A 12,836-nucleotide genomic window follows, 5' to 3' on the forward strand; every position below is an offset into this window, starting at 1 on the left:
CTCGGGAGAACATGCCCCGGGCTCCGTGCAACTAGAGAAAAGGAGTGATCGTATGGCTCTTTCTGCAGAGCGTAAGAACGAGATCATGAAGGAATACGCAACTCACGAAGGTGACACCGGTTCTCCGGAGGTTCAGGTTGCACTTCTGTCTGCCCGCATTAAGGAACTGACAGAGCACTTCCGTTCCCACAAGCACGATCACCACTCACGTCGTGGTCTGATGCTTCTCATCGGTAAGCGCAAGCGTCTCCTCGCCTACTTGGCAGCAGAAGACATCGAGCGTTACCGTTCCTTGATCTCCCGTCTCGGCCTTCGCCGCTGACGCAAGATTATCGGCCCGGCCTAACGGTTCGGGCCGATAACTCTACTTCCTGCTTTCACCTACGAAAGCATAAAAGAGCGTAGACTGTTTACGTAACTGGCGGCGAACGTCGTCGTCAAAACTATGCGCTATACGCGCACGCGGCGCCTCGCGCCCAACGAAAAATCGCGTACCGAAGCAGGTATGCACTGAAGAAAAGAAGATGCCCGTTTCGGTTCGGTCCTCGGTTGTGGTGAACGGATGCCACACCAGGAACCCGTTCATGAGAATCGATGACCGCACCCGGGCGCAAACCCGTAAAGGAGATCCCATGGAGGGTCCAGACGTTAAATTTGCTGAAGCCGTTATCGATAACGGTTCTTTCGGCACCCGTACCATTCGTTTCGAAACTGGCCTTTTGGCTCGTCAAGCTGCAGGTTGTGCGTTGGCCTACCTTGACGGCGAAACCACCGTTCTTTCTGCCACCGCAGTATCTAGCCAGCCAAAGGAACACTTTGACTTCTTCCCACTAACTGTGGATGTTGAAGAACGCTCCTACGCTGCCGGCCGTATTCCAGGATCGTTCTTCCGCCGTGAAGGCCGCCCAGGAACTGACGCCATCTTGGCTGCTCGTTTGATTGATCGTCCGCTTCGCCCAGCATTCGTCAAGGGCCTGCGTAACGAAGTTCAGGTTGTGGCAACCGTGCTCACCATTCACCCAGATGATGCTTACGACGTGGTGGCAATCAATGCCGCATCCATGTCCACCCAGCTCTCTGGTCTCCCATTCTCGGGACCAATCGGTGGTGTTCGTATCTCGCTCATCGATGGCCAGTGGGTTGCATTCCCACGCTGGTCCGAAATGCCACGCGCAACCTTCACCATGGTTGTTGCTGGCCGTATTGTTGGCGATGACGTGGCCATCATGATGGTTGAAGCAGAAGGTGGCGAAAACGCCGTCGAAAACATTGCCAAGGGTGGCGTGAAGCCAACCGAAGAAGTTGTGGCACAGGGCCTCGAAGCTGCCAAGACCTTCATCCGTACCCTTTGTGAAGCACAGCAGGAACTCGCTGCTCAGGCAGCAAAGCCAACCGAAGAATACCCACTCTTCCCATCGTACGAAGATGCTGAATACGACGCAGTTGGCGGCAAGATCGGCAGCCGTTTTGAAGAACTTTGGGGCATCACCGACAAGCACGAACGCGACGATGCTCTCAACGAACTCACCACTGACATCGTTGAATCGTTGGGTGAAGAATTCCCAGAACGCGAACAGGCTCTTGCGTTGGCAGTGAACGCTCACTGGAAGAAGGCCATGCGTGAACGCGTACTGACCACCGGTGAGCGTATGGACGGCCGTACCCCAGTGGAAATCCGTACCATCACGGCAGAATCTGATATTCTTCCACGCGTCCACGGTTCCGCTTTGTTCCAGCGCGGCGAAACCCAGATTATGGGTGTGACCACGCTCAACATGCTCAAGATGGAACAGCAGCTCGATAACCTTTCCCCGGTTACCGCCAAGCGCTACATCCACCACTACAACTTCCCACCATACTCAACCGGTGAAACCGGCCGTGTTGGTTCGCCAAAGCGCCGCGAAATCGGCCACGGTATGCTCGCAGAACGCGCACTCGTGCCAGTTCTCCCATCCCGTGAAGAGTTCCCATACGCGATCCGCCAGGTCTCCGAAGCGCTCGGCTCCAACGGTTCTACGTCGATGGGCTCCGTGTGTGCATCCACCATTTCGTTGATGAACGCAGGCGTTCCGCTGAAAGCTGTCGTTGCGGGTATCGCAATGGGCTTGGTTTCCGGTGAAATCGATGGCGAACAGCGTTACGTGGCATTGACCGACATCCTCGGTGCAGAAGACGCCCTGGGCGATATGGACTTCAAGGTTGCAGGTACTCGAGACTTCGTGACTGCACTTCAGCTTGATACTAAGCTCGATGGTATCCCAGCAGAAGTTTTGGCTGCTGCTCTTGGCCAGGCACACGATGCCCGCCAGGCAATCCTCGATTTGATCGAAGAAGCCGTGCCAGAACCGGACGATATGGCTGAAACCGCTCCACGTATCATCTCCGTGAAGATCCCAGTGGACAAGATTGGTGAAGTCATTGGACCTAAAGGCAAGATGATCAACCAGATTCAGGACGATACTGGCGCTGAGATCACGATTGAAGAAGACGGCACAGTATTCATCGGCGCAACCAACGGTTCGTCTGCTGAAGCTGCACGTCAGACCATCAACCAGATCGCTAACCCAACCATGCCAGAAGTTGGTGAACGCTTTGTTGGAACGGTTGTTAAGACAACCACCTTCGGTGCGTTCATCTCCTTGGCTCCAGGCAAGGATGGTTTGCTCCACATTTCGCAGATTCGCCGTTTGGTTGGCGGCAAGCGCGTTGAGAACGTTGAAGATGTACTTAACGTTGGCGATAAGGTTGAAGTTGAACTGGCTGAAATCGATCAGCGCGGTAAGCTTTCGCTCCACGCGGTTCTCACTGAAGAACAACTTGAGGCTGAAAAGGCTGCTGAAGAAGAGTTCAAGGCCAAGCGTGCAGAGCGTGGTGAACGCGGTGAGCGTTCCGAACGCCATGACCGCCGCGATCGTGGAGAGCGCCGTGAGCGTGGCGAACGCCGCCCACGCCGCCGCACCCGCAAGGCTGAAGAAGCCACAGATTCTCCAGAATCAGCTGAATCTGCTGAATGATCGCTTTTTGATTGATCAAAACGATCACAAGAACGTGTGAGTAGCACATACTTGCATTAACAAGTGAATGATAGCCGGCAACGATCAGGTTGCCGGCTATCGTCAATTCCCACGGAAGGGGAATGATGGACGCACGTACGATGAACATGAAATATGTGATGTTCCAAGCCAGTTACTGGATGGTTTTTTGCGTTTGCGTTGGGTTCATTTCCTTCTATCTGCAGGCGATGGGATTGTTGGACGCGCAAATCGGGGTGGCTACCGCGATTTTTTGTGGTTTGACCTTCCTGATGCAGCCGGTGCTAGGAAATTTGAGTGACCATTATTCGGCCCTGACCTGGAAGCGCGTCACGTTCGGCCTAACCGCCGCATATTTCCTGGTGTGCCTGGTGATGATCGCGGTTCCGCACAAGCTGATCAACGTGTTTTTGCTTGGCACGCTGTATTTCTTAGGTAACCTGATCGCGCCGTTCATAAACAGTGCCCACTATCATTATTCGAGCCGCGGCTACTATATTAATTTTGGTATTGCGCGCGGGGCGGGTTCGGCAGCTTTCGCGATGCTTGCACTGATTATCGGTAGTGTGGCACAAGAATCGGGGCCGCGAGCAATCCCGGTGTTCGGTGCGGCCGTATCGATCATCCTCATGCTCGTAACCCTCTGGCTCCCTTACTTGGATTCGGCCCCACAGGGTACAGGCCATCATGTGCCTCATTCGCGCGTGAACGTGGTGAACTTTTTGCGTAAGTACCCAACATTTTCCATGATGCTACTGGCAGTGCTTCTCATGTATTTCTCCCATAATTTGTTGAGCATTTTTCTTCTCCAAGTGGTGCAATCGTTAGGTGGGGATAGTTCGCATTTGGGCACGGCGCTGGCGCTCCAGGCATCAGTAGAAATCCCGGTGTTATTTGGTTTTTCGTTGCTGATGCGCTATTTCGCGGTGAAGAAGTTGATGCTGTTTGCGGGCTTTGGTTATATCGTTCGTGCGCTCATGTATCTTGCTTCTGGCAGTATCCCGATGCTGTATGCCACGCAGTTCGCACAGATGTGTAGTTTTGCGATTCTTGCGGCTGCTTCTGTGTACTACACGGGGATTTACGTTGAGGAAGCAGATCAGACCACGGGCCAAGCGTTTATGACCAGCATGATGCCCGCATCTACCGTGTTAGCTTCCTTGACTGGCGGCTGGATTTTGCAGTACATAAGCATGAGTGCGATGTTGTATTTTAACCTCGCGGTGACGTTGTGCGCTGTGGTTATCGCATTTTTGTCAGTTCGGATGCCTGATAGAAGAGTCTTTCCAGGCTCTGGTGACGTAAGATAGAGCAGTGTTTGTGGTTTCGATAAGGGGGAATTGACGTGACCTTCACGATCCAGCATTTGCCGATGGATAGGCATGAGACGATAACGTTCGTTGAGGATGGGATTGTTGGCCAGCGTACGATTTTGCCTGGTGGCGTCCGTGTTTTGACGGAGAAGGTTCCCGGCCAGCGCTCGGTTTCTGCTGGTTTTTGGGTGAGTGCCGGTTCGCGTGATGAACAGGCGGGGCACGAAGGCTCTACCCATTTTTTGGAGCACATGCTGTTTAAGGGCACTGATACGCAGAGTGCTGCTGATATTTCTGCGTTGGGTGATTTTTTGGGGGTACGTTGAATGCTGCTACGGCGCGCCAGTACACTTCCTATTATGGGCGCGTTTTTGCGGCAGATTTGCCGCAGTTGATGGAGCTGCTTATCGATATGCTCACGCGTTCTACGTTGGATGCGGGGGAGATGGAGACTGAGCGTGGCGTGATTTTGGAGGAGTTGGCCGCGTCTGAAGATGACGTCACCGACGTTGCCGAGCACGCGTTGCTTCCGTTGGTGATGGGGGATCACCCGTTGGCACGCCCGGTTGGTGGTACGCCTAAGACGGTGAGTGGGTTGCGTCACGATCAGATGATCGATCACTACCGTATGAATTATCAGCCGCACGAGATCATTTTTACGGCAGTTGGCGATGTTGACCATCGTGATTTTTGCGAACTTGTTCAGGCTTTGTTGCTTGGTGGCGGTTGGGTTCTTAACGACGACCTTCTACCTGCGCCGCGCCGGCGTGTGGCAGATATTGTATATCCGGCTATTGGCGGCGAATTGCGCTTGGAGCGCCCGGGCCGGCAGACGGCCGTGGCGCTCGGGTGGCCGGGGCTGACGATTGACGATGATCGCGAACATGCGTCGATGGCGTTGGAGTTGATCTTGGGCGGCGGCCCGTCGTCGCGTCTCTTCCAGGAAGTCCGTGAGAAGCGTGGCTTGGCGTATTCTACGTATGCGTGGCAAATGAATTCTGCTGAAGGCGGGGCTTTTTTGTTGGAAGCGCAATGCCAGCCAGAAAACGCGGATGATGTTGCTGGAATCATGACACAGTGCTTGGATGATATCGCGCGCAGGGGCGTGACCCAGCAGGAGATGCTGACTGCGTTTAACCAGCGGCGTGCTCAACTCGTCTTTTCGTCGGAAGCAAATGGATTTAGGCGATCACGGCTGGGCCAATCAGAAATCTTCCGCGGCGATATCTGGTCCATTGAACATTCCTTGGAAGCATCGCGTAAGGTAACCGCTGACCAGGTACAGCAGCTTGCGCTAGAGATCATCGAACGCCCACGTTCACTCGTGATAGCTGGGCCGCAGGCCATGCGCTAAGCACTGAGGGGGATTTGAAACGTATTCTACATCCCCCTCGATTTATTCGATCAACTTTGAAGATCTCAAGATCCACTGCGTGATCCGCATGCCTTTCATGAACATGTTACGGCGAAAAGGAACCGTATAGGTAGAAGACTCCTATGGGCATTGGTCAAAGAACGGCGGCTAGAGTAAAGCCCACCACAAAAATTCGGCCACCTCGCCGCCATCAACCTGAGCCACTCGACGCAACGGACGCGCCCTAAAGCCACACTGAGACAGAAGATTAGTCATCTTATCGTGCCCAGCAATCACCCACATGTGAATCTCCGTAGCACCAGCATCCTTCGCAATATCAGTCACTGCCGCCAACATACGTGGCTCATGCTGCTGCGAAGCAAACCGAGACGGCACATCAAACGCCTGAATTTCGAACGCGATACGTGGCTGGCCAGACTCAGCATCAAGACCGGCAGGATCGTCGTCGTCCATAACAACCGGATCCGCAGGCGCAAGCACAACTAAACCCTCAACACGACCATCCGCATCCGCAACTAACACATGATGCCCCAAAATCGCAGGCCGAACCAACGTATCCTGCCACACAGAGGTGAGCGAACCGACGTCAAGAGCCATACGCGCCGAAGCCCCCGGCATACGGCCAAGCCCCGCGCCAATCGCCTCCAACAAAGCCTCAGACTGAACCTGACCAATCGCCAACGCATCGGACAAAACCGCGGGGCGAACCGATAACTTATCTTTACTCACCCTCCCATTCTCTCAACATACGAAACCAACCGCGAGTCAGGCATCACGCCCACCGCATAAAACCCAAAACCGTGAGATAATAGAAAACGTGAATGAACAACTGCCTCCCGAACTTCAACCAGATACTGTACGCATCGTCCCACTAGGCGGAATCGGCGAAATCGGCCGAAACATGACCGTCTTTGAACTCAACGGACGCATCCTCATCGTCGATTGCGGCGTACTCTTCCCAGAAGAATCCCAACCAGGCGTAGATCTTATCCTGCCGGACTTCGATTACATACGCGACCGCATGGACGCAATCGACGGCATCGTGCTCACCCACGGCCACGAAGATCATATCGGCGCCGTCCCATACCTGCTCCGCCTACGCGAAGATATTCCCATCATCGGCTCCGAACTCACGGTAGCGCTCGTTGAAGCCAAACTCGCCGAACACCGCATCAAGCCATTTTCCATGGTTGTTGAAGAAGGCGACGTGGAACAAATCGGCCCATTCGAATGCGAATTCGTGGCCGTCAACCACTCCATCCCAGACGCCCTGGCCGTAGCCATCAAATCCGTAGCCGGAACTATCCTGCACACCGGCGATTTCAAAATGGACCAGTTGCCGTTGGACGGACGCATCACCGATCTGCGCACCTTCGCGCGCCTGGCCGATGAAGGCGTTGACCTGTTCATGGTGGATTCCACCAATGCCGAAGTGCCGGGGTTCGTGCGGTCCGAAGGTGAAATCGGGCCCGTGTTGGAGAATGTTTTTGCGCAGTCCAGCGGGCAGATCGTGGTGGCGTCGTTCGCATCGCACGTTCACCGTGTGCAGCAGGTACTCGATGCTGCGGCGAAGTTCGGCCGGAAAGTGTGCTTCGTTGGGCGTTCGATGGTACGCAACATGGGGATCGCCGAAGAACTCGGTTATCTGGACGTACCGGACGGGATCCTGGTGGACCTCAAGAAAGCCGATTCCGTGGCGCCGGAGCAGATCGTCTACATGTCTACCGGTTCGCAAGGGGAGCCGATGGCTGTGCTTTCCCGGATCGCTAGCGGCACCCACAAGTCCATCACCGTTGGGCCAAATGACACGGTTATCTTCGCATCCTCGCTAATACCAGGCAACGAAAACTCGGTATTCCGCCTGATCAACGGGCTAACCAAACTTGGCACCCGCGTGGTGCATCAAGGGAACGCGAAAGTCCATGTTTCTGGGCACTCTGCTCAAGGCGAATTGCTCTACTGCTACAACATCGTAGAACCAGAATATGTGATGCCTGTGCACGGCGAACCACGCCACCTGGTTGCCAACGGGGCGATTGCTGTGAAAACTGGCGTGCCAGCCGAAAACGTGCTGCTCGCAGAGGATGGATCTGTGATCGATATGCACGAAGGCAAGTGCAAGATCGTTGGCGAAGTGCCATGCGGGCATGTGTACGTTGACGGCTCTTCAGTTGGCGAAATCACCGAAGCCGAACTCACCGATCGCCTAACCCTTGGGGAAGAAGGCTTTATCGCCGTGTTCGCCGTGGTAGATGGACAAAAGCGCCGAATCATTGCTGGGCCACACATCCAAGCCCGCGGCATGGCCGAAGACGATTCCGTATTCGATCATATCCTGCCACAAGTAACCCAAGCACTCGAAGAAGCCGTTGCTTCCGAAGGCGCCACCAGCTACCAGATGCAGCAGGCGATGCGCCGAGTCCTTGGCCGGTGGGCTGCTAAGTCATTGCGCCGATCGCCGATGATCATCCCAACGGTGATTGAAGCGTAAAATCCAAGGATCTAATAGCAGAAGAGCGGCGGGGATTCCCGCCGCTCTTCTCTGATATAGGGTTAGTGTGCACCGAGTTTGCATTTTTGGCACGAAACAGGTGTTTTCAGGTGGATTGTTGCCGAAAATGCAAACTGAATGCACAGGGGAGGAGCTATGCCGCCGGAAGCGCCCACGCCTTACGCGGATCGAAGGAGATCTTTGCCCAATCGCCTTCGGCAGCGATCTTGTCAATATCTGGATCAGACTCGATTACAACAATCGTTCCGGATTCGCTTTCAACTTCGTATTCAACGTGATCGCCAAAGAACACGGTGGAGAGCACGCGAACTGTGCGGCCAGCGATTGCTCGTGGATCGCTATCGGCAAGTCCTACGAGGCGCATAGATTCAGGCCGAACCAACACCACGGTATCGTCGCTTCCCGCAACGGAACTGTGAGCGGGAATTGTCAGTTCTTCATGCAACACATTCACACGAACCTGATCGGTTCCGCGTTCCAGCACGTCACACGGCAAGAAATTCGCGCGCCCGATAAAGTCTGCCACGAACACGGTAGCCGGGTGGCGGTAGATTTCTTCAGGAGAAGCCACTTGTTCAATCTTCCCGTTATTCATCACGAGCACGCGATCAGACAACGTCATGGCTTCAGACTGATCGTGGGTCACATAAAGTGAAGTGATTCCCAGCCGGCGTTGCATCTGCCGCAACTCCATCCGCATCCGCTCACGAAGTTTCGCATCCAGGTTCGATAACGGCTCATCGAACAGCAACACTTTTGGCTGCATAACAATCGCACGCGCCAGTGCCACACGCTGCTGCTGGCCACCAGAAAGCTGAGACGGCGCACGATCCTGCAAACCAGTCAAACTCATCGACGCCAGCACAGCATCCACTGCCGAATCCATCTCGGGGCGCTTCATTTTCTTAATCTTCAAGCCGTATTCGATATTCTCCCGGACACTCAAATGCGGGAAGAGCGCGTAAGACTGGAATACCATAGTCATTGGCCGCTTCTCCGGAGTCACAGCCACGATGTCCTTGCCATCGAGTTCGATAGCACCAGACGAAGGCGTTTCGAAACCGGCAACCATGCGCAACGTCGTCGTCTTTCCACAACCAGAAGGACCAAGCAAGGTCAGAAACTCGCCCGGCTCAATCTCAATGTTTACGTCATCAACCGCGCGGAAAACGCCGTGATCCGTGGGGAATTCCTTGATAATGTCCCGTAAGACCACGCGTCCTTGCGGGCCTGTAGGTGACGTCATTTTCTTATTCATGAGGAGTCTTCTTTCTCAACTAAAGCAGGTAACTAAAGGCAAATGTTAGAGGTGCGTAACGTTATGCAACCACACGCGGGCACAACAGCAATCAGTGCTGTTTTCCGCGAGCCAGTTTCTTCTTGAGCTTGGTCCAACCATCGCCCATGATCAGTTCGATAATTCCGATCACCATGATCACGATCAGGAACAAGACCATGGAAAATGCGAACGCGTTTCCGAATCGGCCGGCATCAACTTCGGCCAGGATTTTCTTGGTCATGATTTGAACGTCTGGGGTGGCCAGGAAAATAACAGGGGAGAGGGTTGTCATGGCTCGCGCGAACGCGTAGATCAAACCAGCCGCGAGCGCCGGTTTAATCAGCGGCAATGTGACTTTGCGGAAGGTCTTGAACGAATCGGCGCCAAGGGATGCGGAGGCTTCTTCGATGGACGGCGAGATTTGTTGCAAGGTGGCGATCGCGGTGCGTTGGCCGGATGGCACGGAACGGATCACGTACACCATGATGATGGCGATTGCGCCGCCGAAGATGGCCGCGCCGCCGCCCAGCACGGGGAGCCACATGCGCCCGCCGAAGATCACCGGGTTGTTGAACGTGATCGCGTACCCTAAACCAACAACGGTGCCTGGAACGGCCAGGCCCAACATGCCAATGAAGTCAACGATTCCGCGTCCATGCTTGAGTTTGCGGACTACCAGCCAGGCGATCACCATGGAGAGGAAAGCGGCGATCGGGGTGGCGATGAGTGCCATGATGGTGGTGTCGAGGATGGCTTCGTTACCGATTCCGGAGAGCACGTAGCGGTAGTTCGCCAGTGTCCAGGTGTTGTCCACGCCCAGAATGTTCACGAATGATCCGATGATCACTGTGGCGTAGAGCGTGATGATCACGGCCATGATGAAGGCAACCATGGTGAGGATCGGGATGCGCCACGAGTTATCTGTGATGAGCTTCTTTTTGCCGGCGGGTTTGCCGGTTACGGTTACGGTGTTTTTGCGGCCCACCCAGTACTGCTGGATCACAAACACAAGAATGGACGGCACCAGCAGAATCAGCGAATAGGCGGCGCCAGCAGGGATATCGTATTCGCCGGTGAAGGCGATGTATGCCCGCGAGGAGAGCACGGTGAAATCGCCACCAATCACCAACGGGTTTGCGAGGTCAGCGATCGCTTCAACGAAGAGCAGCAGGAACGACGCCGCAAACCCTGGCAACATGAGAGGTAGGGTGATGCGGGTGAAGATGTTCCATTTGCTGGCTCCGAGATCCGCGGCGGCTTCTTCCAATGACGGATCGAGGGTGGAGAGAAGGCCTCGAAAATTCATGTAGGACACTGGGAAGAAGGACAGGGTGAGAACAAGAGTCATACCCTTCAGGCCGTAGATGTTGAAGTTGTCGAGTCCAAGCAGCCCGTTGGTGATGATGCCGTTGCGCCCCAGTAGTGTGATAACTGCGGTTGCTACCGCGAACGGTGGGGCAACGATGGGGATAAGTGCCAACAGGTTGAGGAGTTTTTTCCCTTTGAAATCGAGGCGTACGTGTGCGAACGCCAGGAGGAATCCGATGAGTGTTCCCGCTAATCCGACCACGATTCCGAGCACGAGCGTATTGAGAATAATCTGCCGTGGGTATGGATCGGACACCATTGAGGTGAGGACTTCGAGTCCGCGTTCCCCGAGCGCTTCCGAAAAGACTCGGATCAGCGGGAACACTGTGAGGAGAAGCAGGATTGAGACGACAACGATGGTAATGATTAACGTTGGCACGTCCCGTCCGTGTTTGCGTTTGTTGCGTATCGTGCGTCGAATTTCGCGCGCGGTTGCGGTATTTTCTGTGCCTGGTTGCGGCGGCATGGCCCCCGCGATTGGTGCAGTACTCATAGTTTTCGTCTCACTCCCTTTTCTTGTGGAGGATTATTTCGACGGCGGTGCGACGACTTCGTTGTCGAACCGTTTAGTGAACTCTGCTCGCTTTTCGCCAGCTTCGGTGAAGTTCCACTTCAGGAGGTTGACCTCATCGAGTTTGGTGATGCGTGGATCATCCTTGGCATCTGGGTGGGTGTGTGCCTGGTAGGAGCCGACTTCTGGGCCGATATTTTGTGCTTCGGCGGAGATGGCGAAATCGACGTACTTCTTGGCAAGATCGAGGTTCTTTGTGCCCTTGATGATGGCAACACCGCCGACTTCGTATCCGGTGCCGTCCTTTGGCGTGGTGATCACCATGTCACTCATACCTTGTTCCTTGTAGAGGGCACAATCGTGGATGAAGGAGATACCTGTGGTGACTTCGCCGCGGCCTGCTGCCTGGCCAGGTGCTGTACCAGACTTGGTGTATTGGAGAATGTTTCCGGAGAGTTTCTTCATGTAGTCGATTGCTGCATCTTCGCCGCCCAACCGGAGGTTTTGTGCCCAGAGGGTGGTGTATGCCGTACCGGAAGTGGATGGGTGTGCGGATTCAACTTGTTGTGCAAGTTCTGGCTTTAAGAGATCGTCCCACGTTTCTGGGGCCTTCAAGCCGAGCTTGTCGAGTTGCTTTTGGTTAGAGCAGAAGCCAAGAACGCCGATGTAGACGCCGGTCCAGGTGCCCTTTTCGTCCTTGTATTCGGCTGGGATCTTCTTTGCTTCAGGGGATTGGTAGGTTTCGAGCAGGCTTTCCTTGTTGGCTGCGCCGAAGCCATCGGCTGGGCCGCCGTGCCAAATATCGAATTCAGGATTGCCCTTGGTAGCAGTAAGACGGGCTACGGTTTCACCTGAGGAAAGACGAACGAACTTTGTTGGAATGCCAGTCTTTTCTTGGAATGTTTCAGTCCACTTTTGGCAGAGCTGATCGAGTGCGCCACAAGCAACGGTCAGGCTACCGCTACCTTCGGCCTGCTTGCCTTCTTCTACCGCACAGCCACTGAGGGAGATGGCTCCCAGGGTGAGCGCGGAGACGATGCCGAGAGATTTTTTGAACGTCGATGACATTGGTTGCTCCTTTGCAGTGTCACATCGTTGTGATAACTTCACCGTCTCACATGTGACCGTGCTAACGCGAGCAAATTTCTGTTACAAACCATTACAAGTGTGTTACACGTGCGAATACTTAGGCACGAAAGATGAATGTTTTGTTCCAGAATCGGCTTGGTCACGCCTTCTTGAAACGCAGAAAGGGCAGTAGCAGATACGAAGAGTACCGTAAAAAATATCGTGCAACTGACGGCACGGTTACAAGAAAGTCTCCCGCATAGCATCGACAGCCGTTTGTGCGGTGGTAACTCCAAGTATTCTTATATCCGTTTTATATGTGCTTATCGGGCCGCTCGCTCTTTGAGAATGATCGAGCGCCAGTATGCCCGCATTGTT

The 12,836-nt window shown here is 54.4% G+C and carries 10 protein-coding genes; 6 read left to right on the forward strand and 4 right to left on the reverse strand.

The features are described 5' to 3' along the window. Nucleotides 1-52 precede the first annotated feature (52 nt). From rpsO to ARCH_RS03235, 5 genes are all read left to right on the forward strand, one after another. Nucleotides 53-322: a 30S ribosomal protein S15 gene (gene rpsO / locus ARCH_RS03220; RefSeq protein ID WP_013169865.1), complete on the forward strand. Its 270-nt coding sequence runs from the start codon at nt 53-55 to the stop codon at nt 320-322. 310 nt (nt 323-632) lie between these two features. Beyond that, a complete protein-coding gene (locus ARCH_RS03225) occupies nt 633-3,014 on the forward strand; it encodes a polyribonucleotide nucleotidyltransferase (RefSeq protein WP_041640339.1) in 2,382 nt (793 codons plus the stop codon). A gap of 122 nt (nt 3,015-3,136) precedes the next feature. Continuing rightward, complete coding sequence (locus tag ARCH_RS03230; protein ID WP_013169867.1) at nt 3,137-4,342, forward strand: MFS transporter; 1,206 nt, start codon at nt 3,137-3,139, stop codon at nt 4,340-4,342. A gap of 35 nt (nt 4,343-4,377) precedes the next feature. After that, nucleotides 4,378-4,671, forward strand: coding sequence for an insulinase family protein (locus tag ARCH_RS09900; RefSeq protein WP_138975084.1), 294 nt, complete (start codon nt 4,378-4,380; stop codon nt 4,669-4,671). Then, nucleotides 4,668-5,699, forward strand: coding sequence for a M16 family metallopeptidase (locus ARCH_RS03235; protein WP_138975085.1), 1,032 nt, complete (start codon nt 4,668-4,670; stop codon nt 5,697-5,699). The genes ARCH_RS09900 and ARCH_RS03235 overlap by 4 nt, the downstream gene beginning before the upstream one ends. Before the next feature lie 168 nt (nt 5,700-5,867). On the opposite strand, the gene ARCH_RS03240 is transcribed toward ARCH_RS03235, so the two are convergent. Beyond that, nucleotides 5,868-6,449 (reverse strand): hypothetical protein, encoded by a 582-nt coding sequence (locus ARCH_RS03240; RefSeq protein ID WP_013169868.1) that lies wholly within the window; start codon nt 6,447-6,449, stop codon nt 5,868-5,870. A gap of 88 nt (nt 6,450-6,537) precedes the next feature. Between ARCH_RS03240 and ARCH_RS03245 the strand changes: the two genes are divergently transcribed. Further along, nucleotides 6,538-8,211, forward strand: coding sequence for a ribonuclease J (locus ARCH_RS03245; RefSeq protein ID WP_013169869.1), 1,674 nt, complete (start codon nt 6,538-6,540; stop codon nt 8,209-8,211). A gap of 154 nt (nt 8,212-8,365) precedes the next feature. Here the strand turns inward: ARCH_RS03245 and ARCH_RS03250 are convergent, their stop codons facing one another. From ARCH_RS03250 to ARCH_RS03260, 3 genes are all read right to left on the reverse strand, one after another. Continuing rightward, a complete protein-coding gene (locus ARCH_RS03250) occupies nt 8,366-9,490 on the reverse strand; it encodes an ABC transporter ATP-binding protein (RefSeq protein WP_013169870.1) in 1,125 nt (374 codons plus the stop codon). A 91-nt stretch (nt 9,491-9,581) separates the two neighbouring features. Further along, nucleotides 9,582-11,372: an ABC transporter permease gene (locus tag ARCH_RS03255; RefSeq protein WP_013169871.1), complete on the reverse strand. Its 1,791-nt coding sequence runs from the start codon at nt 11,370-11,372 to the stop codon at nt 9,582-9,584. Nucleotides 11,373-11,405: 33 nt separating this feature from the next. Beyond that, entirely contained in the window at nt 11,406-12,458 is a 1,053-nt protein-coding gene (locus ARCH_RS03260; protein WP_013169872.1) for an ABC transporter substrate-binding protein, read from the reverse strand. Nucleotides 12,459-12,836 lie beyond the last annotated feature (378 nt).

This window comes from Arcanobacterium haemolyticum DSM 20595, from assembly GCF_000092365.1.
Lineage (GTDB): Bacteria > Actinomycetota > Actinomycetes > Actinomycetales > Actinomycetaceae > Arcanobacterium > Arcanobacterium haemolyticum.